This window comes from Anaeromyxobacter sp. SG66, assembly GCF_022690805.1.
GTDB classification, from domain to species: domain Bacteria; phylum Myxococcota; class Myxococcia; order Myxococcales; family Anaeromyxobacteraceae; genus Anaeromyxobacter; species Anaeromyxobacter soli.
Genome location: NZ_JALCZC010000002.1, coordinates 16,664 through 42,809 on the forward strand (window position 1 = coordinate 16,664; position 26,146 = coordinate 42,809).

26 protein-coding genes are annotated in these 26,146 nt (G+C 73.4%); 12 read left to right on the forward strand and 14 right to left on the reverse strand.

What is annotated here, in order from left to right:
- Positions 1-19: 19 nt before the first annotated feature.
- Positions 20-1,753 carry a cache domain-containing protein gene (locus MNZ39_RS00890; RefSeq protein WP_242333206.1) on the reverse strand — a complete coding sequence of 578 codons (1,734 nt, stop codon included), beginning with the start codon at positions 1,751-1,753 and terminating at the stop codon, positions 20-22.
- A gap of 203 nt (positions 1,754-1,956) precedes the next feature.
- Here MNZ39_RS00890 and MNZ39_RS00895 point away from each other — a divergent pair, with 203 nt between their 5' ends.
- The gene (locus tag MNZ39_RS00895; protein ID WP_242333208.1) at positions 1,957-3,876 is read left to right on the forward strand and encodes a DUF294 nucleotidyltransferase-like domain-containing protein; all 1,920 of its coding nucleotides are present in this window, start codon (positions 1,957-1,959) and stop codon (positions 3,874-3,876) included.
- A gap of 11 nt (positions 3,877-3,887) precedes the next feature.
- The gene (locus tag MNZ39_RS00900) at positions 3,888-4,604 is read left to right on the forward strand and encodes a PolC-type DNA polymerase III (protein ID WP_242333210.1); all 717 of its coding nucleotides are present in this window, start codon (positions 3,888-3,890) and stop codon (positions 4,602-4,604) included.
- Between the two features lie 70 nt (positions 4,605-4,674).
- Here MNZ39_RS00900 and ureG read toward each other — a convergent pair whose 3' ends face one another.
- The 6 genes from ureG to MNZ39_RS00930 are packed head-to-tail and all read right to left on the reverse strand — an operon-like array spanning position 4,675 to position 11,100.
- A complete protein-coding gene (gene ureG, locus MNZ39_RS00905; protein WP_242333212.1) occupies positions 4,675-5,379 on the reverse strand; it encodes an urease accessory protein UreG in 705 nt (234 codons plus the stop codon).
- A gap of 2 nt (positions 5,380-5,381) precedes the next feature.
- Positions 5,382-6,038, reverse strand: coding sequence for an urease accessory protein UreF (locus tag MNZ39_RS00910; RefSeq protein WP_242333214.1), 657 nt, complete (start codon positions 6,036-6,038; stop codon positions 5,382-5,384).
- Positions 6,038-7,753, reverse strand: coding sequence for an urease subunit alpha (gene ureC / locus MNZ39_RS00915; RefSeq protein WP_242333216.1), 1,716 nt, complete (start codon positions 7,751-7,753; stop codon positions 6,038-6,040). The genes MNZ39_RS00910 and ureC overlap by 1 nt, the downstream gene beginning before the upstream one ends.
- 1 nt (position 7,754) lies before the next feature.
- Complete coding sequence (locus tag MNZ39_RS00920; protein WP_242333218.1) at positions 7,755-8,528, reverse strand: urease subunit gamma; 774 nt, start codon at positions 8,526-8,528, stop codon at positions 7,755-7,757.
- Between the two features lie 13 nt (positions 8,529-8,541).
- Positions 8,542-9,435: an urease accessory protein UreD gene (locus tag MNZ39_RS00925; protein ID WP_242333220.1), complete on the reverse strand. Its 894-nt coding sequence runs from the start codon at positions 9,433-9,435 to the stop codon at positions 8,542-8,544.
- 57 nt (positions 9,436-9,492) lie between these two features.
- Positions 9,493-11,100, reverse strand: coding sequence for a PocR ligand-binding domain-containing protein (locus tag MNZ39_RS00930; RefSeq protein WP_242333222.1), 1,608 nt, complete (start codon positions 11,098-11,100; stop codon positions 9,493-9,495).
- A 298-nt stretch (positions 11,101-11,398) separates the two neighbouring features.
- On the opposite strand from MNZ39_RS00930, the gene MNZ39_RS00935 reads away from it, so the two are divergent.
- Together MNZ39_RS00935 and MNZ39_RS00940 are read left to right on the forward strand one after the other, a co-directional pair.
- Positions 11,399-12,700, forward strand: coding sequence for a phosphatidylserine/phosphatidylglycerophosphate/cardiolipin synthase family protein (locus tag MNZ39_RS00935; RefSeq protein ID WP_242333224.1), 1,302 nt, complete (start codon positions 11,399-11,401; stop codon positions 12,698-12,700).
- A complete protein-coding gene (locus MNZ39_RS00940) occupies positions 12,688-13,170 on the forward strand; it encodes a VOC family protein (RefSeq protein ID WP_242333226.1) in 483 nt (160 codons plus the stop codon). Before MNZ39_RS00935 ends, MNZ39_RS00940 begins: the two co-directional genes overlap by 13 nt.
- Positions 13,171-13,224: 54 nt before the next feature.
- On the opposite strand, the gene MNZ39_RS00945 is transcribed toward MNZ39_RS00940, so the two are convergent.
- On the reverse strand, positions 13,225-13,863 hold the full coding sequence (locus tag MNZ39_RS00945) for a DNA-3-methyladenine glycosylase I (RefSeq protein WP_242333228.1): 639 nt from the start codon (positions 13,861-13,863) through the stop codon (positions 13,225-13,227).
- A 102-nt stretch (positions 13,864-13,965) separates the two neighbouring features.
- Between MNZ39_RS00945 and MNZ39_RS00950 the strand changes: the two genes are divergently transcribed.
- The 3 genes from MNZ39_RS00950 (at position 13,966) to MNZ39_RS00960 (ending at position 15,049) form a co-directional block, all read left to right on the forward strand.
- Entirely contained in the window at positions 13,966-14,223 is a 258-nt protein-coding gene (locus MNZ39_RS00950) for a hypothetical protein (RefSeq protein WP_242333229.1), read from the forward strand.
- Positions 14,224-14,327: 104 nt separating this feature from the next.
- Positions 14,328-14,765, forward strand: coding sequence for a co-chaperone YbbN (locus MNZ39_RS00955; RefSeq protein WP_242333231.1), 438 nt, complete (start codon positions 14,328-14,330; stop codon positions 14,763-14,765).
- 68 nt (positions 14,766-14,833) lie between these two features.
- Positions 14,834-15,049, forward strand: a complete 216-nt coding sequence (locus tag MNZ39_RS00960; protein ID WP_242333233.1) for a hypothetical protein — start codon at positions 14,834-14,836, stop codon at positions 15,047-15,049.
- A 143-nt stretch (positions 15,050-15,192) separates the two neighbouring features.
- Here MNZ39_RS00960 and MNZ39_RS00965 read toward each other — a convergent pair whose 3' ends face one another.
- The 5 genes from MNZ39_RS00965 to MNZ39_RS00985 all read right to left on the reverse strand — a co-directional run bounded on the left by MNZ39_RS00965 (position 15,193) and on the right by MNZ39_RS00985 (position 19,799).
- Positions 15,193-16,746 carry a methyl-accepting chemotaxis protein gene (locus MNZ39_RS00965; protein ID WP_242333235.1) on the reverse strand — a complete coding sequence of 518 codons (1,554 nt, stop codon included), beginning with the start codon at positions 16,744-16,746 and terminating at the stop codon, positions 15,193-15,195.
- Between the two features lie 13 nt (positions 16,747-16,759).
- Positions 16,760-17,485: a rhodanese-like domain-containing protein gene (locus MNZ39_RS00970; RefSeq protein WP_242333237.1), complete on the reverse strand. Its 726-nt coding sequence runs from the start codon at positions 17,483-17,485 to the stop codon at positions 16,760-16,762.
- A gap of 91 nt (positions 17,486-17,576) precedes the next feature.
- A complete protein-coding gene (locus MNZ39_RS00975) occupies positions 17,577-18,125 on the reverse strand; it encodes a rhodanese-like domain-containing protein (RefSeq protein WP_242333239.1) in 549 nt (182 codons plus the stop codon).
- Positions 18,126-18,392: 267 nt separating this feature from the next.
- Positions 18,393-18,599, reverse strand: coding sequence for a hypothetical protein (locus MNZ39_RS00980; protein WP_242333241.1), 207 nt, complete (start codon positions 18,597-18,599; stop codon positions 18,393-18,395).
- A 99-nt stretch (positions 18,600-18,698) separates the two neighbouring features.
- Positions 18,699-19,799, reverse strand: a complete 1,101-nt coding sequence (locus MNZ39_RS00985; RefSeq protein WP_242333243.1) for an ATP-dependent DNA ligase — start codon at positions 19,797-19,799, stop codon at positions 18,699-18,701.
- Between the two features lie 91 nt (positions 19,800-19,890).
- On the opposite strand from MNZ39_RS00985, the gene MNZ39_RS00990 reads away from it, so the two are divergent.
- Both MNZ39_RS00990 and ppk1 read left to right on the forward strand, forming a co-directional pair.
- Complete coding sequence (locus MNZ39_RS00990; RefSeq protein ID WP_242333244.1) at positions 19,891-21,141, forward strand: DNA polymerase domain-containing protein; 1,251 nt, start codon at positions 19,891-19,893, stop codon at positions 21,139-21,141.
- Positions 21,142-21,427: 286 nt separating this feature from the next.
- Positions 21,428-23,662, forward strand: a complete 2,235-nt coding sequence (gene ppk1 / locus MNZ39_RS00995) for a polyphosphate kinase 1 (protein ID WP_242333246.1) — start codon at positions 21,428-21,430, stop codon at positions 23,660-23,662.
- Positions 23,663-23,687: 25 nt separating this feature from the next.
- Here ppk1 and MNZ39_RS01000 read toward each other — a convergent pair whose 3' ends face one another.
- Positions 23,688-23,876, reverse strand: coding sequence for a hypothetical protein (locus tag MNZ39_RS01000; protein ID WP_242333248.1), 189 nt, complete (start codon positions 23,874-23,876; stop codon positions 23,688-23,690).
- Between the two features lie 421 nt (positions 23,877-24,297).
- Between MNZ39_RS01000 and MNZ39_RS01005 the strand changes: the two genes are divergently transcribed.
- The 3 genes from MNZ39_RS01005 to MNZ39_RS01015 all read left to right on the forward strand — a co-directional run bounded on the left by MNZ39_RS01005 (position 24,298) and on the right by MNZ39_RS01015 (position 26,146).
- Positions 24,298-24,498, forward strand: coding sequence for a hypothetical protein (locus tag MNZ39_RS01005; RefSeq protein WP_242333250.1), 201 nt, complete (start codon positions 24,298-24,300; stop codon positions 24,496-24,498).
- Positions 24,499-24,561: 63 nt separating this feature from the next.
- A complete protein-coding gene (locus MNZ39_RS01010) occupies positions 24,562-25,512 on the forward strand; it encodes a sigma-70 family RNA polymerase sigma factor (protein WP_242333252.1) in 951 nt (316 codons plus the stop codon).
- Between the two features lie 217 nt (positions 25,513-25,729).
- Positions 25,730-26,146 carry a VOC family protein gene (locus MNZ39_RS01015; RefSeq protein WP_242333254.1) on the forward strand — a complete coding sequence of 139 codons (417 nt, stop codon included), beginning with the start codon at positions 25,730-25,732 and terminating at the stop codon, positions 26,144-26,146.

Consider the following 26,146-nt stretch of genomic DNA (forward strand, 5'->3'; position numbering starts at 1 on the left):
GCTGAGCGCGCGGGGGCGCTCAGCGCGCGGGCGCCTCCGGCGGGAGCGCGACGAACACGCCGAGCACGCCGATGAGGTTCCCAGCCTGGTCGCGCAGCGGCACCCGGCTCGCCAGGCAGTCGATGTCCCGGCCCGACGCGTCGCGCAGGGTCTCGCGCGCGTCGAGCAGCGGCGCTCCGGCGTCCATGACGCCCCGGTCCCGCTCCAGGAGGCGCGCGCGCTGCTCGTCGCTCCAGCCGAGCTGCGCGTCGGTCTTCCCGACGATCGCCTCGGCGGAGGGGAGGCCGAACCGCTGCGCGAAGCGGTCGTTGCACCCGAGGTAAACGGAGCGCCGGTCCTTCCAGTAGATGGAGTGCGGGACGTTCGAGAGGACGCTCTGGAGCAGCTCGCGCTGCTCGCGGACGTTGCGGAAGCTCGCCTCGACCCGCTCGGCCATGTGATCGAACTCGGTGGCGAGCTGCCCGATCTCGTCCTTCGAGCGCAGGCCGATGCGGCGCGACAGGTGCTTCTCGTCGTCCGCGATGTCCCGGGACAGGCCGACCAGCGTGGCGAGGGGCCGCGTGAGGGTGGCGGCGAGGAAGCTCACCCCGGCCACCGCCAGGATCACCACCACGAGCGACGCCAGCATGATGCGCCGGACGAGGGCGCCGACCTGCGCCTCGGCGGCCGCGGTCTTCTCGGCGATGGCGACCTCGATGTCGTCCACGTACCGGCCCGTGCCGATGATCCAGTCGAGCGGCCGGTAGCGCTTCACGAACGAGAGCTTCGGCGCCGCGGCGCCCGGGGTCCCCTCCGCCGTCGGCTTCGGCCAGGAGTACTCCACGAAGCCCTCGCCGGTCCTCCAGGAGATGTCCCGGAACGCCGAGAACAGGTTCTGGGCGCGGCCGTTCACCGCGAGCTCGAACTCCTTCGCGTCCATCGTCCGGCCGTCGAGCTCGGGCCGGATCGGATGCATCACCATGCGCGGGACCGGCGTCTCGGCGGTGCTGATCCAGAAGTACTCCGAGCCGTAGCGGATCTTGCGGATGCCCGAGGTGATCTCGGCGAGCTTCTCCCGCACCGCCTCGTCCACGTAGATGCCGGTCCCCACCACCCAGCCCCACTCCTTGAACAGGCGGACGTAGGAGAACTTGGGCATGCGCGGCAGGAGCGCGTTCCCGTCCGGCTCGGGCCAGCTGTACCGGATGAAGCCCGCCCCGCGCGCGGCGGTGAGCTCGACGGCGAGCTGGAACAGGTTACGGTCGTCGTCGCCCGCGCAGTCGAACTCGGGCGCGTCGAGGACCGTCCCCTCGAGCCTCGGGACGAGCGGGTGCATGAGCATCGTCGGGTAGGGCCGGCCGACGGTGTTGATCCACAGGTACCCCTTGCCGCCGTCGAACCGCATCGCGCGGAGCGTCTCGAGCGCGTCCGCCTGCGCGCGCGCGACCGACACCTCGCCCCGGCGCGCCCGCGCGAGGTGCTCGCGGAGGGTCGCGCCCGCGACGTCGAGGATCGCCTCGAGCCGCTGCCCGTACTTCTGCTCGAGGTAGCGCTCGTCCGCGGCCTCCCGGTACTGCGCGTCGATGAGCGCGTAGACGGTGTTCACCTTGTCGGTGAGGTCCTGCTTCACCTGCGCGGTCTTCTCGGCCCGGATGCGCGCGATGTCCTCCGCGGCCCGCGAGCGGATGCTCCCGACGGCGTAGCCCGCGAGGACACCCGCGGTGACCAGCACCGCGACGGAGATGGCCAGCTGCAGCTTGAGCTTCAGGGTCAAGAGCGCTCCGGGACCGGCGGTGGCGGGATTCTGGCCGACCCGCGAAGGCGGATCAACGAGGGGTTGTGGAGGCGCGTCGTGGGCTGGGATAATCGCGGGCGCTCGACAGATCGTCGCAGGCCACGCACGCCACGAAGGACGGGGGCAGGCAGAGCTCGAAGGAATCGGGGAGCCGATTCGTTCACGGGCGCCGGGGACCGCCGATGCTCGATCGCCTCCTCCACTTCGTGACGGGAAGCCCGGCGTTCCAGTTCTTGCGCTCGGTCACGCCGTTCGACTTCCTCCCGGACGCCGACCTCGAGCGCATCAGCGACGCGCTCTCCATCGAGTACCACCCGAGGGGGAGCACGCTCTTCGCCCAGGGGCAGTCGGCGGTGACCGACGTCTACGTCGTCATGAAGGGCTCGCTCGAGCTCCTCGACGACGCGGCCGCGCCCGGCTCCCAGGGGCGCGCCGCCGGCCTCGGCCAGACCTACGGCGGGGCGTGCGTCCTGACGAACGGCGGGATCGCCCTGTTCACGGTGCGTGCGGTGGAGGACACGTTCCTCTACGCGGTGCCGGGGGCGCTGTTCCTCGAGGCGTGCGCGAGGCACCGCGAGTTCCACGACTTCTTCGCCGAGAGCCTCGGGCCCCGCATGCTCGAGCGCGTGGGGGCGCGGCTGCGCCAGAAGTGGCTCCTCACCTCGCCCGATCCGGACTCCGTCGGCTTCAGCCGCACGGTCGGGGAGATCTGCGATCGGGAGGTGGCCTGGTGCTCGCGAGAGGAGTCGGTGCGGGAGGTCGCGCAGCGGATGGCCGTGCGGCGCTGCCACACGCTGCTCGTGCGCGACGCGGGCGGCGCGCTCGTGGGGCTCGTGAGCGAGCGGGACCTCGTCACGCGGGCGCTGGCGAGCGGCCTCGACGCGGCGCGGCCCGTCTCGGAGGTCATGACCCCCGCCGGCGAGGCGATGGCGGCCGGGTTGCCGCTCGCCGCGGCGATGGAGGTGATGGTGCGCTCCGGCGTTCGCTCGCTGCCGGTCGCCGGAGAGGGTGGGGAGATCGTCGGGCTGCTCGCGGACGACGATCTGCTCGTCGCGCACGGGAGCTCTCCGCTCGAGTACCTGCGGGACATCGCGCAGACCCGGCTCCGCAAGGACCTCGCCGAGAAGCGGGCGCGCCTGCCCCGGCTGGTCCGCGCGCTCATGCTCGAGGGGGCGCGGGTGGACAGCCTCACCTGGCTCATCAGCGCCGTGTCCGACGCCACGGTGAGGCGCGTGCTCGACCTGGCGCTCGCCGAGATGGGCCCGCCCCCCGCGCCGTTCGTGTTCCTCGCCCTCGGCAGCGAGGGGCGGCGAGAGCAGACCCTCGTGACCGACCAGGACAACGCCCTGGTGTTCGCCGACGTCCCCGGGCGCGAGGCGGAGGAGTACTTCCCGCGGCTCGGCGAGCGCGTCTGCACCTGGCTGAAGGAGGTCGGGGTCGAGTACTGCGACGGGGAGGTGATGGCGAGCAACCGGGAGTGGTGCCAGCCGCTGTCCGTCTGGAAGGAGTACTTCCGCAAGTGGGTGAGGGTCCCGGAGCCGGAGGCGGTGCTCAACTCCAGCATCTTCTTCGACTTCCGGGAGGTGCACGGAGACCTCGCGCTCGCCGAGGAGCTCCGCGGCCACGTGACCCAGCTGCTCGCGCCAAGGCCCGGGATGTTCTTCAACCTCCTCGCGCAGGCGGTGGTGGACAAGGAGCTGCCCGTCGGCCTCTTCGGGCGGATCTCGGTGGAGACGCGCGGGAGCCGGGAGGACGTGTTCGACATCAAGCAGCCCATCGCGCGCATCTGCGAGCTGACGCGGCTGCAGGGCCTCTGGAACGGCATCGGCGCGACGAGCACGCTCGAGCGGCTGCGGAAGCTCTCGCAGCAGGGCGAGGTGGACGCGCGGGTCTGCCTCGACATGAAGCACGCGTACTCGTTCCTCATGCAGCTGCGGCTCGCCCGGCAGGTGGCGGCGCTCGGCACCGGGGGCGTGCCGGCCGACAACCTCATCAGCACGCACGAGATCTCCACCCTCGAGCAGCGGTTCCTCGAGGAGACCTTCGGGCTCATCGGACGTGCCCAGGCGAGCGCGCGCAGGAAGTTCCTGCGCCAGGCGTGAAAGGGAGCGCAATGAGCCGAACCACCGGGATCGCGGCGCTCCTCCGGCTCGTCCGGCGCAAGGCCACCGGCGCGGCCGCGGAGGTCCGCTACGCGCGGCGCAAGACGCTCGGCGCGGAGGAGTGGACGCAGCCGATCCGGACGATGACGTTCACGGTGCTCGACTGCGAGATGACCGGGCTCGACCCCGCCAGGGACGAGATCCTCTCCATCGGCGCGGTGCGGATCCGCAACGGCCGGATCGTGATGAGCGAGCGCTTCTACCAGGTGTTCAAGCCGACCGAGGCGGTCTCGCCGAAGGAGGTCATCCTCATCCACGGCCTCGGCCCGGACGAGGTCAGCCGCGGCATGCCGCTCCTCGACGCGCTCGACCGCCTGCTCGCCTTCATCGGCGACAGCGTCGTGATCGGCCACTTCACGGCGGTCGATCTCGGCTTCCTGAACGCGGCGCTCGCGTCGCGGAAGGAGCGGTCGATCAAGAACCCCGCGCTCGACACGCGCCTCCTGTACGGCTGGTGGCGCCGGCGGACGTCGCCTGCGAGCCAGGCCTCGACCGACGCCGCCCTCGAGGACATCGTCATCGAGATGGGGCTGCCGCGCTACCCGGCGCACCACGCCTTCTACGACGCGCTCACCACCGGCATGGTCTTCCTGAAGCTGCTGGGGGACTTCGAGGCCTCGGGCGCCGTTCAGTTCCGGACGCTGTACCGGGAGGCGGGGGTGTACTGACGCGCGAGCGGGGAAGGATCACGTGCTGGCGAGCAGGGGCGGGGCGCAGCCGGCGCGCTCCCCGGCGAGATCATCCGCCGATCGCGTGCCGGTGTGCATGGAGGACGTGCTCGGCGATCTCCGCGACGCCCACGCCCCGGGTGACCTGCGCGAAGACCACCGGGCCGTCGCCGCGCATCCGCGCGGCGTCGCGGGCCATGAGGCCGAGGTCGGCGCCGACCGCCTCAGCGAGATCCGTCTTGTTCACCACGAGGAGATCGGCCTGCGTGATGCCGGGGCCGCCCTTGCGCGGCACCTTGTCCCCGCCCGCGACGTCGATGACGTAGATGGTGTAGTCGGCGAGCTCGCGGCTGAAGTGCGCGGCGAGGTTGTCGCCCCCCGACTCGCAGAACAGGATCTCGGGGTCGTGCGCCAGGGTGAGCTCCTCGAGCGCGAGCAGGTTCGCGGTCACGTCCTCGCGGATGGCCGCGTGCGGGCACCCTCCGGTCTCGACGGCGCGGATGCGCTCGGCGGGCAGCGCCTGGTTCCGGACCAGGAACTCGGCGTCCTCGCGGGTGAAGATGTCGTTCGTCACGACCGCGAGGGAGCGTGAGTGGCGCAGCGCGCGGCAGAGCGCGAGGACGAGCGCGGTCTTCCCGCTCCCGACCGGACCTCCCACTCCGACCGTGAAGGCGCGCCGCCGGAGGTCGCCGCGCGCGTGAGGGGCGCCGCGGTCCCGGAACGAGCCGGGCCCGGGGGCGTGATCGTGACCGGAGTGGAGCGAGAGCGCGTTCATGGTCAGCTCTGGAAGAGCCTCGAGTAGAGGCGGTCCTGGTGGGACTGCAGGAGCTCGAGGAGCGGCGAGGCCGCCGCGGCCTCCTCGGGTGGCCGACCGGCCGTCGCGGCGAGGACCGCGTCCGCGACCGCGCCGGCGCGGACGAGGGCGGCCTGGGCCTCGAGCGGACCGCAGAGGCCGAGCCGCACGCCGGCGGAGACGATCCCCCGCGCCGCGAGGAACAGGTGCAGCCGCGCGGCCTCCTCCTCGGACGCGCCGAGGCGGCCGAGGACCACCCCCGACACCGGGGCGAGGTGCCCCGCGAGGCCGGCGTGCCGCACCTCCTCCTCGAGCTCCCGCGCGGCGGGCCCGAGGGAGACCGCGGCCCGGAGCAGCGCACGCCCCTGCGCGCGGCTCGCGCGGTTGGCGACGTGCCCGGGGATGGCGGCGTCGCAGCGGGCGTCGAGCTCGGCGAGCCGCTCCGGCGCGCGCAGCGCCGCGACGACGAAGGGGACCGCGAGCGAGCCCGCCTGCCAGAGCGACTCGACCACGAAGGCGTCGAGCCCCGCGACGCCGGCGCAACGCCCGAGCTGCACGGCCGCCTCGAGCCCGCCGGAGTGGGCGAAGCCGCCGGTGGGGAACGCCGAGTCGGCGAGCTGCCAGGAGAGCCAGGGGGTCATCAGAAGAGGAAGTAGCGCTGGGCGAGCGGGAGGCGGGCGGCAGGCTCGCAGCGGAGGAGCACGCCGTCCGCGCGCACCTCGTACGTCTCCGGATCTACCTCCATCCGCGGCAGCGCGTCGTTGAGCTTCATGTCCTTCTTGCCGAGGGCGCGGCAGCCGTGCACGGCGACGAGCCGCTTCGCGAGCCCGAGGCCTTGCACCTCGCCCGCCTGAAGCGCCGCCCGCGACACGAACGCCACGCTCGTCGCCCCGAGCGCGCGCCCCAGCGCGCCGAACATCGGGCGCGCGAGGACCGGCTGCGGCGTCGGGATCGAGGCGTTCGGGTCGCCCATCTGGGCCCAGGCGATGAGCCCTCCCTTGAGCACCAGCTCGGGCTTCGCGCCGAAGAACGCGGGCCGCCACAGGACAAGGTCCGCGAGCTTCCCTGGCTCGACCGAGCCGACCTCTTCCGCGAGGCCGTGCGCGATGGCGGGGTTGATGGTGTACTTCGCGACGTAGCGGCGGATGCGGAGGTTGTCGTTGTCGCCGCGTTCCTCCGCCAGCCGGCCGCGCTGCCGGCGCAGCTTGTCGGCGGTCTGCCAGGTGCGGGTGACGACCTCGCCCACCCGGCCCATCGCCTGCGAGTCCGAGCTCATCATCGAGATCGCCCCGAGGTCGTGCAGGACGTCCTCGGCCGCGATCGTCTCGCCCCGGATCCGGCTCTCCGCGAACGCGAGATCCTCGGGGAGCGTGGGGTCGAGGTGGTGGCAGACCATGAGCATGTCGAGGTGCTCGTCGACGGTGTTCACCGTGTACGGCCGGGTCGGGTTCGTGGAGGAGGGGAGGACGTTCGGCTCGCCGCAGACGCGGATGATGTCCGGGGCGTGGCCGCCGCCCGCGCCCTCGGTGTGGAAGGTGTGGATCGTGCGGCCCGCGAACGCCGCGATCGAGTGCTCGGCGCAGCCGGACTCGTTGAGGGTGTCGGTGTGGATGGCGACCTGCACGTCGAGCGCGTCGGCGACGCGCAGACAGGCGTCGATGGCGGCCGGGGTGGTCCCCCAGTCCTCGTGCAGCTTCAGGCCCACGGCCCCGGCGCGGATCTGCTCCGCCAGCCCCTCGGGCGACGCGGCGTTGCCCTTGCCGAGGAGCCCGATGTTGACGGGGAGCGCGTCCGTGGCCTGGAGCATGAGGCCGACGTGGCGGGCGCCCGGCGTGCACGTCGTGGCGTTCGTTCCCGTCGCCGGACCGGTGCCGCCGCCGAGCAGGGTCGTGACGCCGCTCGCGATCGCCTCGTACGCCTGCTGCGGCGAGACGAAGTGGATGTGCGTGTCGATGCCGCCGGCGGTGAGGATGAGCCCCTCGCCGGCGATGCACTCGGTGCCCGGGCCGATGGTCATCCCCGGCGTCACCCCCGCCATCGCGTCGGGGTTGCCCGCCTTGCCGATGGCGCAGATCCGGCCGCCCCGGACGCCCACGTCGGCCTTGAAGACGCCGCCGTGGTCGAGCACGAGCGCGTTCGTCACCACGAGGTCGAGCACCTCGTCCGGCGGTGCGCCGGCCGCCTGGCCCATGCCGTCGCGCAGGACCTTGCCGCCGCCGAACACGCACTCGTCGCCGTACACCGTGAGGTCCCGCTCGACCTCCAGCACGAGCGACGTGTCGCCCAGGCGGACGCGATCGCCGGTCGTCGGGCCGTACACCTGGGCGTACTGTCGCCGATCCATTCGCCGCGTCATCTCAGCGCTCCTCCGCGTGGGCGAAGCCGCGCCGGCGGGCCTCCGCCACGACGCGCTCCCGGCCCTCCTCCGTGACCGGCCCCGGCGCGAGGGCGTTGCCGCCGCGGACCACGCGGCGCCCGCCGATCTCCACGAGCGCGACCGTGCGCGTCTCGCCGGGCTCGAAGCGGACCGCCATCCCGGCGGGCACGTCGAGCCGGCGGCCGTACGCGCGCGCCCGGTCGAAGCGCAGGAGCGGGTTCACCTCGGCGAAGTGGTAGTGGCTCCCCACCTGCACCGGGCGGTCGGCGAGGTTCGTCACGGCGAGCTGGATCGCCTCGCGTCCCTCGTTCAGCACCACCTCGCCGGGCGCCGGCAGCACCTCCCCCGGGCTCGCCTCCTCCGGTCCGCCGGGAGCTTCCTCCGCGAAGGCCGACAGGGGCGGGACCGGGAGGAAGGATCCGTAGAGCGCCAGCGCGAGGTCGCCGTCCTCCGCCGCGATGGGGTGGTGGACCGTGACGAGCTTCGTGCCGTCGGGGAACGTCCCCTCCACCTGCACCTCCGCGACGAGCTCGGGCACGCCCGGCAGCACCTGCCGCCGCCCGAGCATCCGCCGGCCGAGCGCCATCAGCTCGGCGACGCGCCGCCCGTCGCGCGCGAGCTCGAGGAGCTGGGTGGCGACGAGCGCGACCGCCTCGGGGTGGTTGAGGCGCAGGCCTCGCGCGAGCCGTTTCTGCGCGAGGACGCCGGCCTGGTGGAGCGTGAGCTTGTCGATCTCTCGTGGGGTCAGGTGCATCGTGCCTCCGGGTTCACGGAATGTGCGTAAACGGATCCACGCCGGTGACGGCCGCGACGAATGCGAGGCGCTCGCGCACGAACGCGAGCCCGTCCTCGATGCTCCGGCTCGCGATGCGCACGAGGACGCCGTCGCCGAGCGGGCTCGCCGCCGCGAGGACGGGCGAGTCCGGGGTGGCCGGCGACGACGCGAGCCGCTCCTGGAGCGCGCGGGCGTGGCGCGCGCTCGCCGGTCCGAGCGCGACCACGGTCGCGAGGAAGTCGACGCCGGAGAGCCGCTCGCCGAGGGGAGGACCTTCGCCGGGCACGAGGCGGAGCCCATCCGCCAGGATCGTCCGGCCGCCCATCACGACCTCGACGCGCGAGCGGTACTCGTCGAAGGCCCAGCGCTCGCCGCGAGCGACGCGGCCCGCGACCAGGGCGTCGAGCCAGAGAAGGCTCGCGCCGGGCGCGAGCTCGAGCCGTTGCTCCTGGCGGTACCGCGCGCTCGCGAAGCAGCTCACCGGCTGCGGCAGGACCGCGAGGACGGCGCCCGGGCCGACGCGCGCCCCGAGCCGCTGCGTCGCGATCGCCCCGCGCGAGCGGTAGATCTTGGTTCCCGCCTGCGTGGAGAGGAGCGCGGTAGAGTCCCCTCCGACCTCGACCTCGAGCGACACCTCGTCTCCCGCGAGGAGCCCGCCGCCATGGCTCGCGGAGATGATCCAGGCGCAGCGCCCCCGCGGAGAGGGCGAGAGGAGCTGGAGAGGGCTCGACGCCATGCACGCGACGATGGCGCTCGCGCCGCCCACGCGCGCCGTCGCGACCCGTCCCGCGCCGGCGCGGAGCCCGTGTTCCGGGCGCGGCTGCCCGATGGACGTGCAGCGTGCCTCGGGGAGATCGAGGATCGGCTCGGAATCCAGGCAACGCATCGGACACGGGCGGCATCGTGCAGGGCGCGCGCCAGTCCCCGGCCTCGCCAGGCGGGCTCACGCCAGGAGCCGCTCGATCACCGCCGGGTCGGGCGGCTTCGCCACGTGCCCGTCGAAGCCGGCGTCCGCGGCGCGCCGCAGGTCGTCCGGCTGCGCGTAGCCGCTGACGGCGATGAGCCGCACGCCGTCCGGGCCGGCGGCGCGGAGCGCGCGCGCGACGTCGTAGCCGCTCATCCCGGGGAGCCCGAGGTCGCACAGCACGACGTCCGGGGGGCTCGCCAGCGCCCTCGCGAGGGCGGTCGGGCCGTCGTAGGCCACCTCGGTGGTGTGGCCGAACAGCTGCACGATCTCCGCGAGCGAGTCCGCGGCGTCCGGGTTGTCGTCCACCACGAGGACGCGGAGGCCGTGGGGCACCGGAGTGATCCCGGCGGCCACCGCGACGGGCACGCTGGCCTCCGCGGCGAGCGGGAGGCGGACGACGAGCTCGGCGCCTCGTCCCGGCCCGGCGCTCTCGGCGCGGACCGTCCCACCGTGCAGCTCGGTGATGCCCTTGACGAGCGCGAGGCCGAGCCCGAGCCCGCCGTCGGTCCGCGCGAGCGAGCGCTCCGCCTGCACGAACGGCTCGAAGATCCGCTCGAGCTGGTCCGGCGCGATGCCGACGCCGGTGTCGCGGACGCGGAGCTCCGTCGCGTCCGCGCTCGCGCGAACCGAGACGGTGACGGCGCCGCCGCGGGGCGTGAACTTGGCCGCGTTCTGGAGGAGGTTCCCGAGCACCTGCCCGAGCCGCGTCGCGTCGCCGCTCACGAGGACCGGTCCGGCGGGGAGCTCCAGCGCGAGCTCGAGGCCTCGGCCCGCGAGGACGGAGCGAAGATCCTCGGCCGTCCGGCGCGCGATCCCGACGACGTCCACCCGAGCGCAGCGCAGCTCGATCTTGCCCTTCGCGATGCGGGTCACGTCGAGCAGGTCGTCCACGAGCCTCGTGAGGTGCTCGGTCTGCCGCTCGATGACCGCCCGCGCCCGGCGCGCCTGCTCTCCGGCGGGGTCGGCGTGCTCGAGGATGTAGATCGAGTTGCGGATGGGGGCGAGGGGGTTCCGCAGCTCGTGCGACAGCACGCTCAGGAAGGCGTCCTTGCGCCGGTCCACGTCGCGCAGCGCCTCCTCCGCCTTCCGCTGGCGGAGCGCTCCCTCGGCGAGCTCGCCGATGAATCGCACGAGCGCCCGGTCATAGGCGACGATGTTCTCGACGGCGGCGTGGTCGAAGACCGGCACGCGATCGAGCGCGGCGAGGTACGCCGCCTCGTCGTACCCGAACTGCTTCGCCTGCTGGACGAAGAAGCCGCGGTCCGCCGACTCCTCCACGTAGAAGAACTGGCCCAGGAAGAGCGTCGCGAGGTGCTCGCCCGCGACGACGATGGGGACGCCGATGTCCCGCAGCCCGTTCTTGCACAGGTACTCGCAGGAGGAGCCCTCCGCGAGGTGGCCCTTGATGTAGTCGTCGCTCTCCCGGCAGCGCTCGAGCGAGCGGGGATCCGCCCGGTGGAAGTGGACGCAGATGTCCTGCCAGCCGCAGCCGACGAGGACGGAGCCGTCGAAGGCGTCGATGATGCCGATGGGCATCCCCGTGGCGTTGTAGTTCGCCTCCGCGAGTCGCTGGACGACGGACATGTCCAGGAGCTCGGCCAGCCGGACGGAGGGTATTGAGGTTGGCGCCATCGGAGCATCAATCAAAAAAGGTGCGGTGATATTCCTACATTGCGACATGTAATCTCCGTCCGTGCAAGCAGGCGGGTCACGGGCAAGCGGGGAAGGTCCTGCGGACGCGGGTCACGACGCGCAGCGTCATGGGGGTTGCCGCGCACGTCCGGGGGTAGAAGCGCGCGCTCGGAGTGAAGCCCCTTGTAGGCTGGGGCGGAGCCTCGACCCGGGCGCATCGGGAGCTGCGGGCGCGGCCTAGCTTGCAGACATGAAGCGCGCGCTCGCGGCGGGGCTCGTGGTCGGGACGGGGTTGGGCGTGCTGGCGCGTCGCTTCTGGGACCGCCGGACCCGCTACGGCCCCTGGGGCTCGCTCGGGCTCGGCCTGCCCGGAGGGGTGGACGGGGTCGGCCTCGCCCTGACGCAGACGACCGCGACGTCGCTCGTCGACGGGAACCGCGTCGCGTGGAGGGACGACGCCGAGGTGTTCGACGCGCTGGAGGAGGCGATCGGCGACGCGCGCCGCAGCGTCCACGTGGACGTGTACATCTGGAAGCCGGGGGGCGCGGGAGATCGCCTGGCGGACCTCGCGTGCCGCAAGGCGCGCGAGGGCGTGCGGATGCGGATCCTCGTCGACCCCATGGGGAGCACCGGCTTCGACGAGGAGCTTCGCCCCCGGCTGAGCGAGGCCGGCTGCGAGGTGCGCTACTTCAGGCCGCTCAAGAAGCGGCCCTTCTCCCTGACGGGACGGAACCACCGCAAGCTCGTCGTGGTCGACGGGCGGGTGGGCTTCACCGGGGGTTTCGGCATCGCGCCCGAGTGGAGCAGCGGCGCGCCCGGCTCGCCCGTGTGGCGAGACTCGAACGCGGAGATCGAGGGGCCCGTCGTGCAGCAGATGCAGGTGGCGTTCGCGAACCACTGGATCGAGACGGGGGGCTGGATGCTCCCCGCGGTCGAGCTCGAGCGGCCGAGGCCGGCGGGGGAGGCGCGCGCCGCGTACGTGACGAGCACCGACGTCATCGGCCTCTCCCACGCGCGCTGGGTCACGCACATCGCGCTCGCGGCGGCGGAGCGGCGGGTGTGGATCGCGAACGCCTACTTCGTCCCGCCGCCGGCGGTGCTCGGCACGCTGTGCGCACGGCGCGAGATGGGGATCGACGTGCGGCTGCTCCTGCCCGGGCCGTACCAGGATCATCGCAGCGTGACGTTCATCCAGCGCCGCCATTACCCGCGGCTCGAGGCGAGCGGGGTGACGGTCTACGAGTACCTCCCCGCGATGATGCACGCGAAGACCATGCTCGTCGACGACCGGCTCTCCCTGGTCGGCTCCATGAACCTCGACTTCATGTCGATGGAGTGGCTCGAGGAGGGCGCCCTGGTGGTGGACGACCGCGCGTTCGCGCGCGCGTTCGAGGAGCGGTGGCAGGAGGACATGTCGCGCTCGCGGCAGGTGACCGGGCTGGGCGCGGAGGACGCGAACGGCCGCTTGCGACCCGCCGAGACCTCGACCTCGCCGCGCGCGCTCGTTAGCTCGACCAACTCGAACCAAGGAGGAGCGCCATGGCCACGGTGAGACCCATCCCGGAGGGGATGCACACGCTCACGCCGAACCTCGTCATCCGGGGAGCGGCGCAGGCGATCGAGTTCTACAAGCGCGCGCTCGGGGCGCAGGAGGTGGCGCGGATGCCGGCGCCGGACGGGAAGAGCATCTGGCACGCCGAGCTGCGCATCGGCGACTCGATGTTCTTCCTGAACGACGAGATGCCGGGCATGGGCACCGGGGCGCCGAGCGCCGCCGCGCCGGTGCCGGTGACGATGTGGCTCTACGTGCCCGACACGGACGCGGCGTTCAAGCGCGCCGTCGACGCCGGCGGGAAGCCGACGATGCCGCCCGCCGACATGTTCTGGGGCGACCGCTGCGCGGGCGTCGCCGACCCGTTCGGCTACATGTGGTCGTTCGCGACGCACCAGAAGGACCTCACGCCGGAGGAGATGCGGCGGGCGGGCGAGGAGTTCGCGAGGTCGATGGGCGCGAACCGCTGAGGCTCGGCGCGGCGCGGGCGCCGCCGGGAGGGGCGCTCGCGCCGTGACGGGACGTCAGCGCGGCCGCTCGAAGGCGCGACGCGCCCGCTCCGCCCGCGCGCGGAAGGCGCAGCCGTCGAGGTGATCGTTCACGATCCCGACCGCCTGCATGAAGGCGTAGAGGGTGGTCGGCCCGACGAAGGTCCAGCCCCGCTTCCGGAGGTCCTTCGACATCGCCACGGACTCGGGCGTCGTCGTCATCGCGCGGAGGTCCGCCCAGGCGAGCCGCTTCGGCCGCGAGGCGGGAGCGGGCTCGAAGCGCCAGAAGTAGGCGGCGAGGGAGCCGAGCTCGTCCCGGAGCGCGCAGGCGCGGCGGGCGTTGTTCACGGTGGACTCGATCTTGCCGCGGTGGCGCACGATGCCGGCGTCGGCGAGGAGCCGCGCCACGTCGCGCGCCCCGAAGCGCGCCACCGCCTCGAGGTCGAACCCGGCGAAGCCGCGCCGGAAGGCCTCGCGCTTGCGCAGGATGGTGAGCCAGGAGAGGCCGGCCTGGAAGCCCTCGAGGCAGACCTTCTCGAAGAGGCGCACGTCGTCCGCGGTGGGCTGGCCCCACTCCTCGTCGTGGTAGGCCAGGTACTCCGGAGCGGAGGCGCCCCACACGCAGCGGAGCTTTCGATCGGGGCCGGGGGTCAGGCCTTCGGGAGGGGTGGGCATCGCGGGCATGAGTCCTAGCGCGGAGGGAACGGACGGGCACGGCCCGGCGGCATCATGGGTCGGTTCCCGGCGCCGCTCGTCGAAAGGTGTTACGAAAGGGAGATGACCGCGTTCATCGCAGCCCTGCTGATGAACGCGATCCCCGGCTGGCGCGAGCTGTCGCGCCGTTCCTGGTGCACGAAGCAGCGAAGCCGCCTGCGCTCGCCCGATCGGAAGATCGTGTGGGTGCACGACGGCGAGAAGATGCCGTGGGCGCTCTGGGGCGTGGACCACGGCTTCTTCGAGCTCGAGTGGGCGGGCCGGCTGGCGTACCTGCGAGCGGTGGCGGCGGCGGTCGAAGCGCCGCTCGCGACGAGCTGAAAGCGGTCGCGATCCGCGGCCGTTCCTGGATCACCGCAGCACGCGCGACGAGCGTGGGCGCCTCTGCGCCCGGCCTGGACCCGTCCGCGCCGAGAGGACGTCGAATGGGAAGCCGATTCAGCAGCGGAAAGGGAAATCGCTTCAACGTGAAGCTCCCCGTGACCGAGGACCCGAACGGCAAGGAGACCGAGGCGCTGCACGTGAAGGAGATCGCCGAGAAGGACTACGAAACCGAGGTGGTCGCGACGGCGCTGCCGGTGGTGCTCGACTTCCACGGCGGCAAGGAGTCCAAGGCCTGCGAGACGCTCGCCCCCAGGTTCGCGGCGGTGGCGGAGCGTTACGCCGGGAAGGTCCGCTTCCTGAAGGTCAAGCGGGAGGCGAACCCGCGGCTCGCGGCGACGCTCGGCGTCACCGTCAGCCCGACGCTCGTCTTCCTCCAGGGCGGGAAGGAGAAGGGGGAGCGGTTGAGCGGTGAGGACATCCAGCGGACGGCGCTCAAGGCGCGCGTCGAGGCGATGCTGGGGACCCCGGCGGCGAAGTGACGGACGATCCGTCCGCCGCCTGCTTCGAGTCCCTCTGCAACGAAACCCGCGCACCATCGAGGTGAACCATGAGCTTCAAGGATCTGTCGAACAAGAGCGTCTCGCCGCACGTGGACACGCCGGCCCAGGCCGAGGCGAGGGCCCAGGCCGCCGCCGACCAGAAGACCAGGGCGGATGCCAAGGCCGCGAAGAACGCCACCCAGCGTGAGGCCAGGGCGCAGGAGGCCGCCGCGAAGCCGGCCCCCGCCGCGAACGAGGCGAAGGGCGGGCCGCCGCGCACGTAGCGCGGTGAGCGCCTCGCCACCGCGAGGCGCGGCGACTCGCGGCCGGCGGCTCTCGCGCTCGCGAGGGACCGGTGGCCTCGGCGCGCTTCGTCCCGGACGAGCGCGACCGGAGCCCGCGCCGCCGGGGCTCGCCTCGCCGCGAGCTACCCCTCCGCGACCCGCAAAGCTCCCGTCCGCTCCGACGCGAGCGCGAGACCGGGCTGCACCGGCCCGTCGCGGCCGTCCGTGCGGAAGAACCCGACGAGCTCGCGGAGCGCCTCGGCCTGCGCCGCCATCTGCTCGGCGGTCGTGGCGAGCTCCTCCGCCGCGGAGGCGTTGCGCTGCGTCACCTGGTCCACCGAGGCCATCGCGCGGTTGATCTGCCCGACCGCCGAGGTCTGCTGGGTGGAGGCGGCCGCCACGTCCTGCACCAGCGCGGCCGTCCGCTGGATCGCGGGCACGAGGCGCGCGAGCCGCTCGCCCGAGCGCTCCGCCACCTCCAGGCTGGTCGTGGCCACCCCGCCGATCTCCTTCGCGGCCTTCTGGGCGCGCTCCGCGAGCTTGCGCACCTCGCTCGCGACCACGCTGAACCCCCTGCCGTGATCGCCGGCGCGGGCGGCCTCGATCGCGGCGTTCAGCGCGAGCAGGTTCGTCTGGTAGGCGATCTCCTCGACGACGCCGATCCGCTCGGCGATGGAGCGCATCGCCGCGACGCTGTCGCGCACCGCGTCGCCGCTCTCGCGGGCGTCGCGCGCGGCGTCGAGCGCCACCCGCTCCGTCTCGCGGCTCCCGTCCGCGTTCTGCGCGATGGAGGCGCTCATCTCCTCGAGGCTCGCGGTCGTCTCCTCGACGGACGCCGCCTGCTCTCCCGTGCCGTGCGAGAGCGCCTGCGACGTCGCGGCGACCTGCCCGGAGGCCGCGAGCAGCCCGTCGGCGCCGGCGCGCAGCTGCCCGAGGACGCGCCCCAGGTTCTCGGTCATCCCCTGCATGGCGCGCTGGAGGTCCGCGATCTCGTCGTCCGACCGCGGCGCGTGGCCCGCGGCGGCGTCGCTCGCGAGGTCGCCGTCCGCGACGCGCCGGGCGAGCCTCGAGAGCTCGACGACCGGCGTCGCGACGCGGCGGTGCAGCAGGAACGCGAGCACCGCCCCGACGGCGAGCGCCGCCGCGAGCGCGGCGGTGAACAGCGCGCCGCGCCGGTGCGCCGTGTCTCGCGTCGCCGCGAGCGTCTCCTGGACCGCCGCCGCCTCGTCCGTGCGGAGCCGCTCCAGACCCGCGACGGCCGCGGCGGACGCCGCCTTGAACGCCTTCGTCCGCTGCCCTGCCTCGAGCCACTCCTGGTCGGCGGTGGCGCGCACCATGCGCTCGCCGTCCTCGACGACGGCGCCGAACAGCCGCTTCGCCTCGGCGGAGGCGGCCGTCGCGCCGCCCGCCGCCTCGAACCGGGAGAGCGCCTTCCCGAAGCCGTCGCGCGCGGGGCCGAGGTCCGCGAGGTCCGAGGTGCCGGCCGCGGCCTGGCCGGCGAGGAGCTGGAGCGCGGTCCGCGCGAACAGCTCCAGCTCGCTCGCCGCGACGGCGCGCTCCACGGCGGCGGGGACGGCCGCGCCGAGCTGCGTGGCGGTGGCCTGGTTCGAGGCGAGCCCGAACGTGCCGAGCCCCGCGACGACGAGCAGGAGCCCGGCGAAGGTGGCGGCGACGCGTCTGCCGAGGGTGAGTCGCAAGGCGTCCTCCCGTTCAGCGCGCGACCGGCAGGCCGTCCGCCTGCCAGCGCAGCATCCCGCCGTCGAGCCGCTTCACCTCGGTGCGCCCGAGCTGCCGGAGCAGGCGCGCGGCGATCGGCGCCTGGTGCCCGGCGTGATCGACGATGACGATGGCGCGGCCGGGCTCGACCTGCTTCAGGCGCGCCTCGATGTCGTCGAGCGGGATGCTCACGGCGCCCTCGAGGTGGAACGCGCCGAACTCCTGCGCGTCGCGGATGTCCATCGCGAACGGCGGGCGGCTCGAGGCGAGCGCCGCCTGGAGCGCGGCGGGCGCGATCGCGGGGGCGTCGAACGCCCGCATGCGCTTCCCCGCCGTCGGTCGGCCGGACTTCCCCCAGCCCGGCAGCCCATCCCTGTACTCGGCGACGTTGGTGTACCCCGCGGCGGCCGCGGCCTTCGCCGCCACCACGGTCTTCGTGCAGTTCGGGCCGTTGCAGTAGAAGACCACGAGCCGCGCGCGGTCCTTCACGAGGCGCGGCAGCTCGGCCTCCACCGCGCGCGCGGGCACGAGCACCGCGCCCGGGATGCGCGACTCCGAGAACTCGACGCGGGTCCGCGCGTCGACGAGCGTGAAGTCCCAGCTCGCGGGGGCGCCCTTCATCCGGGCGGCGAGCGCCTCGGTGGAGATCACGCGGTGCTCCTCCGCGCGCGCACCGGAGGCGAGCGCGGCGAGGACGGCGGCGAGGATTGCGATGCGCATGGTGCGGCTCCGTGGGGAGGGGAGGCGGAACGAGGCGCCGCGGCCGTCCCTCGGGGCGGCCGCGGCGCGGGTGCGGCGAGGACGGCGAGGGCTACCGGACGAGCGGGCCGGCGAGCCCGAAGATCGTCTGGACCTGCGACGGTGAGTAGATCTTCTGGTTGGAGCTCGCGTTCCAGCCCATCATCGAGAAGCGCAGCACATAGGCGTTGTAGCCGAGCGACACGAGGCCGCCGAGCGCCATGGAGGCGGTGTGGCCGGTGTGGCAGACGAGGATGAGCGGCGTGCCGTCGGTGGGAAGCTGCGCCAGGTTCTCCGAGCGGAAGAGCGCCGCGAGCGGCATGCTGATCGCGCCGGGGATGTGGCCGGCCGCGTAGTCGGTGGCCGGCCGGACGTCGATGACGAGCTGGTTCGCGCCGGCGTCGATCCGCGCCTTGAGGTCGGTGGCGAAGACGGTGCGGGCGCCGCCCGTGGCCGCGAAGAACTCGGCCAGGCGCGCGGCGGTGTTCGCGTAGATGCCGGGCGGGACGTCGAGCGGGCGGCCCGCGGACACGGAGGACGCGTACTCGCCCGCCCCCACCTCCTGGGCGAGCACGGGAGCGGCGAACGCGAGGGCGGCGAGGACGGCGACGAGCTTTCTCATGGGGTCGATCTCCTGGGCGCGGCTCGCCGCGACGGCGGGGATGAGCCGCGGTTCGCGCGGGAGTAGTGCACACGTCGCGTGTGGGTTGGAATGCGCGCCGGAGTGTTCATTTCCGTACGGTGAAAGGTCCCGAAATCTGCGCAGCGTTAACGGGTTAACGGTTCGTTAACGTTAACGCGCGCGGCAGGAGCGGCGCCCGCGCGGGCTCGGGCGCGCTCACTCAGCGTGCAATCGGCGTAGAGGGCGCGGGGACGCGCCGGCCGCGCCTCAGCCCTCGTCGGGGAGGGCTCCCTTCTGCGCGGAGGACTCGGGCTGGCTCCAGCCCTCTTCCTCGCGGGGATCGATGTCCTCCCACCCCTCCGCGCGCTCGCTCGCGGGGCGGTCGCTCGCTCCGCGGCGCTGCTCCCGCTCGCGCTCCGGCTCCGGCTCCTGCCGGCTCGGAGTGGCCCTGTCGTTCTCCGGCGCCCCAGCCATCGCTCACCTCCGCGAGCCGGCGCTCCGACCGCCGCCGGCTTTTGCCTCGTCTCGGCGCGCCGCGAGGTTCGCGGGCGCGAGACCCGTCCGCCTCGGGATCTATCGCGGCGCCTGCGGCCGCACCCCGAAGATGCGGGAGAGCTCGAACGCCGGGGTCTCCTCGAGCTGGTCGTAGCGGCACTCGCGCGGCGAGCGGTCCGGACGCCAGCGCAGGAAGTGGGTCGCGTGCCGGAAGCGATCGCCCTGCAGGTGGTCGTAGGCGACCTCGCAGACGCGCTCCACCCGCAGCGGCTCCCAGGAGAGGTCCTTGCCGCGGTTCCAGCGGCTGCTCGCGCCAGGCATGCGCTGCGCGGGCTCGGCGTCCGCGTCGGCCCACTCCGCCCAGTCGCGCCAGGGGTGGCCCTCCATCGCGTTCTCGCGCAGGGGCGAGAGCTCCTCCACGAGCTCCTTGCGGCGCGCGGTGGTGAAGCTGCTGCAGATGCCGACGTGGTGCAGCTTGCCGGCCTCGTCGTAGAGCCCGAGCAGGAGCGAGCCCACCATCGTGCCGGGCCCGTTCTTGTGCCAGCGGAAGCCGGCCACCGCGCAGTCGGCGGTGCGCGCGTGCTTCACCTTCACCATCGCGCGGACGCCGGGCTGGTACGTCGAGTCGAGCCGCTTCGCGACGACGCCGTCGAGCCCGGCCCCCTCGAAGCGCGCGAACCAGTCCTGCGCCACGGCGCGATCCCGCGTGGCGGGCGTCAGGTGCACCTGGGGCGCCGCGCCGGCGAGGCGCTGCTCGAGCAGCGCGCGCCGCTCGGAGAGCGGGGACGCGCGCAGGTCGCGGTCGCCCAGGGCGAGCAGGTCGAACAGCACGATGCCCGCGGGGCTCTCCTGCGAGAGGAGCTTCACCCGGGACGCCGCGGGGTGGATGCGGAGGAGGAGCGCCTCGAAGTCGAGGCCCGCCGGGCCGGCGATGACGATCTCGCCGTCCACCACGCACCGCTCGGGGAGGCTCGCGAGGAGCGGCTCGGCGAGCTCGGGGAAGTACCGGTTCAGCGGCTTCAGCTCGCGGGACTGGAGGTACACCTCGGGACCGTCGCGAAAGACCAGCGCGCGGAAGCCGTCCCACTTCGGCTCGAAGAGCCAGCGGTCCCCCTCGGGCAGGCTCTCCGCGGCCTTCGCCAGCATCGGCTCGACGGGGGGCGCGATCGGATAGGCCATCGCGGGGAGATAACGCCATGGGCGTGGCGAAGCGCGAGCCGCTCGAGCAAGAACACCCGCCAGAGCCATGTCACCGCGCAAGAAAGAACACTTGCAGATCGCCGGACGGGAGGTCGCCATCTCCAATCCGGACAAGCTCTACTTCCGCGAGGCGGGCGTCACCAAGCTCGAGCTCGTGCAGTACTACCTGAGCGTGGCCGAGGGCGCGCTGCGCGGCGTGCGGGGCCGGCCGATGGCGCTGAAGCGCTACGTCGACGGGGCCGAGGGCGAGTTCTTCTTCCAGAAGCGCGCGCCGGAGTCGCGGCCGCCCTGGGTCGAGGTCGTCGAGCTCAGGTTCCCCTCGGGTCGCAGCGCCGAGGAGATCGTGGTCCGGGACGCGGCGCAGCTCGCCTGGGTGGTGAACCTGGGCTGCATCGACCTCAACCCGCATCCGGTGCGCGCCGCCGATCTCGAGCACCCCGACGAGCTGCGCGTGGACCTCGACCCGATGCCGGGCGTGGAGTGGGACCAGCTCCGGCGCGTGGCGCTGCTCGTGGACGAGGTGCTGCGCGAGCACGGCCTCGTGGGCTGGCCGAAGACGAGCGGCTCGCGCGGCATCCACGTGAACGCGCGCCTCGAGCCGCGCTGGACCTTCACCGACGTTCGCCAGGCGGCGCTGGCGCTCGCCCGCGAGGTGGAGCGGCGCGCGCCGGAGCTCGCGACGAGCAAGTGGTGGAAGGAGGAACGGCACGGCGTCTTCATCGACTACAACCAGAACGCGAAGGACCGCACCGTCGCCTCCGCGTACTCGGTGCGGCCCACGGCCGACGCGCGGGTGTCCGCGCCCATCACCTGGGCCGAGCTGCCCGCCTGCGACCCGGCCGACTTCACGCTGCGCACGGTCCCGGCGCGCTTCGCGCGGCTCGGGGACGTGGGGGCCGGCATCGACGACGCGGCAGGCTCGCTCGAGCCGCTGCTCGAGCTCGCGGCGCGCCAGCGTGCGGACGGCCTCGGCGACGCGCCGTGGCCGCCGCACTACGCGAAGGGAGCCGAGGAGCCCGCGCGCGTCGCGCCGTCCCGGCGCAAGGGGGCGCCGCGCCGCCCGAGCCATCCGCTCGCCGTCGTCGCGCGCGCGGCGAGGAAGGAGGACGCGCTCGAAGGTCTCGAGCGCTGGAAGGCGCGCCACCCGGAGGCCGCCGCGCGCCTCGCGCCCGAGGACGTGCTCGTGGACGCGATGCGCGGCCGGTACACGACCTGGACCCGCGTGCGCGTGAATCTGAGGAACGTGCCGGAGGGCGAGCGGCCTCGCGACGAGCCGCCCGACCCGGACTTCGACCAGGCGATGTGGGATCCGCGCCAGTGAGGCCCGGGCGATCCTCGCGAGCCGTGCCTAAGACGCGTCCTCGAGATCGCCCGCGCCCTGAGGCCGCGGTCGTCTCACCTGCCCGGGGCGAGCTCCCCCTTGCGGAGCGCGCCGGCCTGCGCCGAACCCCCCGCGCGGCGTCCGAGGCGCCGAGCGCACGGGCTCGCCTGGAGGTCCCCGTGCGCTCGTGCACGCCTTCACGCGTTCGTCACCTGCGGTCGCGTGCACTCCCGCCGGCGCGGCGCTACGCTCGCCCGTCGAGGCGCGAGGTCATCGCGGAGGACGGATGGAGAGCCCGGCGCACGCCGTGCCCAAGGAGGTGCTCACCCCGCGCACCGGCGCCGACGTGGCGCCGGCCGGCGGAGCCGCGGGCGTGGCCGCCGACGCCGCCGCGGCGGTCGCGCGCGAGCTCGCGGCCCCCACCGCCAAGCTCGACCCTGCGCTGCTCGTCAACCGCGAGCTCTCGCTCGTCGCGTTCCAGTGGCGCGTCTTCGACGAGGTCCGCGACCCCGCGAACCCGCTGCTCGAGCGGGTGCGCTTCCTCTCCATCGTGTCGTCGAACCTCGACGAGCTCTTCATGATCCGCGTCGCCGGCCTCGAGCAGCAGGTGGCCTCCGGGGTGACGGAGCCTTCGTCCGACGGGCTGACGCCGCTGCAGCAGCTCGCCGAGCTGCGCCGCGAGACCTTGCGGCTCAACCGCGAGCTCGGCGTGGCGTGGCAGGACGAGCTCCTGCCCGCCCTCGACGCGGCCGGCCTCCACGTCCTCGATCACTCCCAGCTCGACCCGAAGCAGGCCGCGTGGGCGCGCGCCTACTTCGACGAGATGGTGATGCCGGTCCTGACGCCGCTCGCCTTCGACCCCGGCCGTCCGTTCCCCCACATCTCGAACCTGAGCCTCAATCTCGCCGTGGTCGTGGAGGACGAGGGCGTCGCCCGGTTCGCCCGCATCAAGGTCCCGGACACGCTCCCGCGGCTCGTGCCGATCGGCCGATCCAGCGCGGGCTTCGACGCGTCGGGGACGGCCCGCCGGCACCACGCGTTCGTCTGGCTCGAGCAGCTCGTCGCCGCGCACGTGGACCGGCTGTTCCCCGGGGTGCGCGTCAAGAGCGTGCACCCGTTCCGCGTCACCCGCGACGCGGAGATGGAGCTGCAGGAGCTGGAGGCAGCGGACCTGCTCGCCTCGGTCGAGCACGGGGTGCGCGAGCGCCGCTTCGGCTCGGTGGTGCGGCTCGTCGTGACGCCCGGCATGCCCGAGCCCGTCCGCGACCTCCTCGTCCAGAACCTCGAGATCCAGCCGCGGAACGTGCACGTCCTCGAGGGGCCGCTGGGGCTGTCCGGTGTGGGCGCGCTCGCCGCCGTGGAGCGCAGCGATCTCAAGTTCCCGCCGCTGTCCCCCGCCGTCCCGCCCGCCTTCGCGCGAGGCGACGAGGACGTGTTCGCCGCGATCCGGCGCCGGGACGTGCTCATCCACCATCCGTTCGAGTCGTTCGGGCCCGTCGTCGAGTTCCTGAGGGCCGCCGCGCGGGATCCCGACGTGCTCGCCATCAAGATGACGCTGTACCGCGTCGGGCGGAACTCGCCGGTCGTGGAGGCGCTCCTCGAGGCGAACCAGAACCGCAAGCAGGTGGCGGTGCTCGTGGAGCTGAAGGCGCGCTTCGACGAGGAGAGCAACATCGGGTGGGCGCGGGCGCTCGAGGCCGACGGCGTCCACGTCATCTACGGGCTCCTCGGGCTGAAGACGCACTCCAAGATCGCGCTCGTCGTCCGGCGCGAGGGCGACCGGCTCGCGCGCTACGTCCACCTGTCCACCGGGAACTACAACGCGGTCACCGCCACCGCGTACACGGACCTCGGGCTCTTCACGGCGGACCCCGAGATCGGCGAGGACGCGACGCAGCTCTTCAACTACCTCACGGGCTACGCGCACCCGAAGGTGTTCCAGCGCCTGCTCGTCGCGCCGGTGAACCTGCGCGAGCGGCTCGTCGAGCTCATCGACCGCGAGATCGCCCACGCGCGCGCCGGCCGCGGCGGGCACCTCGTGTTCAAGGTGAACGCGCTCGCCGACGAGCAGATGGCGGAGCCGCTCGTCCGCGCGGCCCAGGCGGGCGTCAAGGTGGACCTGCTCGTGCGCGGGATCTGCTGCCTGCGCCCGGAGGTCCCGGGCTACACCGAGAACGTGCGCGTCACGAGCATCGTGGGGAGGTTCCTCGAGCACAGCCGGATCTTCTGGTTCCGCAACGCCGGGGCGGAGGAGGTCTACCTCGGCAGCGCAGATCTCATGCGCCGGAACCTGTCGAGGCGGGTCGAGGTGCTGTTCCCGGTCAGGGATCCCGCGCTCGTGCGCCACCTGCGCGACGGCGTGCTGTCCCTCTACCTCGCCGACAACTGCCGGACGCGCCGCATGCGGCCGGACGGTGAGTACGAGCGGCTCCGTCCGGCCGAGGGCGAGCCGCAGGTGGACGCGCAGGCGCGGCTGCTCGCCTCCCCGTCGGCCCCGGTCGCGCCGGACGCTCGCGACTGATGCGCCCGGCGCTGCGCGGCGCGGATCACTCACCCAGCGCGGCGCCGTCCACGGACTCCACGCGGATGTCCGCCACGCGCACTTCCCCCACGTCCGGCTCGAGCTCGCGCGCGAAGAGCTCGGCCGCCTCGCGATCATCCCAGGCCAGGACGTGACCGACGTGCTCTGCGCCTTCGGCGCCATACGAGCAGACGAAGACGGATTCGCGCAGCATGCGAGCTCCTCGGGCGAGAACGAGGCCCGGTTCTAATCCGCGTCGCTCCGGGCGCGCCAGCCCTCGAGGTGTCCGCGCCGACCGTCACGAGTTCGTCACGCGTCCGTCGCATCGTTGCCGTGCCAGCGGGCCGTCGGCCACGGGCGAGCGTGGGCTCCCCCGTTCTCGGAGCAACGATCGGGTCATCGCCCGGCCGGGTTCCCGTGCCGACCGCCGGCCGTGCTCCGCGCCGTCCGGCCATCGAGCGCCCCGCTCCGCCGATCGCAGCGAAGCGGCGCCGTGCCCGGCGTGAGACGGCCGAGGAGGTCGCGGCGCGCGCGGACCGCGTCGCGCGTGCGGGCCACCCGCGATGATCCTCTGCGATCGGCCGGCGCGCGTGATGTGTCGGGCTTATTCGCGAGGATCGCGCTACACTTCATAGATGAATCCCCCGCGCGCCAGCTTCGCCGTTCGAGCGCACGTCGTAGGCATCGAGCAGATCGAGAAGAATCGCTACGTCGTCACGGTCGACGGGCAGCGGTTCGCGAGCTTCTGCTCCGAGAGCCGCGCGCGGGCGGCGGGCCGGCTCGAGGCGCGGCGGCTCGACTTCGTCGCCCACGAGGCGTCGGGCTCGCGGCGGTAGCGCAAGGGCGCGCGAGGCGAGCGGGGGAGAGCGGGGACGCGCTCCCCTCGTTATGTCCGGGCGATGCCAGAGAGCGTCACCGAGCTCGAGGAGCACCGCGCGGCCGTCACCGGGCACTGCTACCGGATGCTGGGCTCGGCCGTGGACGCCGACGACGCGGTCCAGGAGACGATGGTCCGGGCGTGGAGAGGCCTCGAGCGCTTCGACGGGCGCTCCTCGCTGCGCACCTGGCTCTATCGCATCGCGACGAACGTCTGCCTCGACGCGCTCGCCGATCGCTCCCGGCGAGAGCGTCCCGTCGAGGAGGGTCCCGCCGGAACGGTGGACGACCCGCTCGTCGAGCACCCTCGCACGCACTGGCTCGAGCCGGTCCCCGACGCGCACGTCGTGCCGTCGGACGCCGGCCCGGCGGAGCGGGCGGTGCTCCGCCAGAGCATCCGGCTCGCGTTCGTGGCGGCGCTCCAGCACCTTCCCCCGAGGCAGCGCGCCGCGCTCCTGCTCACGGAGGTGCTCGGCTGGTCCGCCGCGGAGGTGGCCGAGAGCCTCGACACCTCGATCCCGGCGGTGAACAGCGCGCTGCAGCGGGCGCGCGCCACGCTCGCCGCGCGCGACCTCGGCGAGTCGAGCGGCTCGCTCTCCGCAGCGCAGTCCGCGCTGCTCGCTCGCTACGTCGAGGCATTCGAGCGCTACGACGTGAACGCGCTCACCGCGCTCCTGCACGAGGACGCGACCCTGTCCATGCCGCCCTACACGCTGTGGCTCCGCGGCCCGGCGGCGATCCGCGACTGGCTCCTCGGCCGGGGCTGTGGCTGCCGCGGGTCGCGACTCGTCCCGACGGCGGCCTCCGGCTCGCCCGCGTTCGCGCAGTACCGTCCCGCCGAGCACGGGGGCCACGAGGCGTGGGGGCTCATCGTGCTCGAGCTCGAGGGCGATCGCGTCTCTGCCTGGACCTCGTTCCTCGACACCGCGACGCTCTTCCCGAGGTTCGGGCTTCCGCTCGTGCTCCCTCCGTAGGAAGCGGCGCGGAAGGGCGGCTCGGTGCGGCGGGCGCTCGCCGGTAGCTTCGCGCACCGGCTCCTGCCCTGGCCGACGGCATGAAGGCCGATGTCTGCCGGAGGTGCCGATCGGGGTGCACCGATGAGTCGGCGGCGCGCACGCGGTCCAGGGATCAGACGACATCGGGGTCGAGCTCGACGCGACGCGCGACTCCGACGAACCCCTGGAGGCAGACATGGCAACGAGGCGTCCCCGCAAGCTCTTCGTGAACCTGGCCGTGCGCGACCTGGACCGCTCGAAGGAGTTCTTCACCAAGCTCGGCTTCGAGTTCGACCCGAGGTTCACGGACGAGAAGGCCACCTGCATGCTCGTCGGCGAGGACGCGTACGTGATGCTCCTCACCGAGCCGTTCTTCAAGACGTTCACGAAGAAGGGCCTCTGCGACACGCTCCTGCAGAACGAGGCGCTCTGCGCGCTCTCGTGCGAGAGCCGCGCCGAGGTGGACGAGCTCGTGAAGAAGGCGGTCGCGGCGGGAGGCAAGCACGCGATGGAGCCGCAGGATCACGGCTTCATGTACGGCTGGAGCTTCTACGACCCCGACGGCCACCACTGGGAAGTGCTGTGGATGGACCCCAAGGCGCTCGAGCGCTGA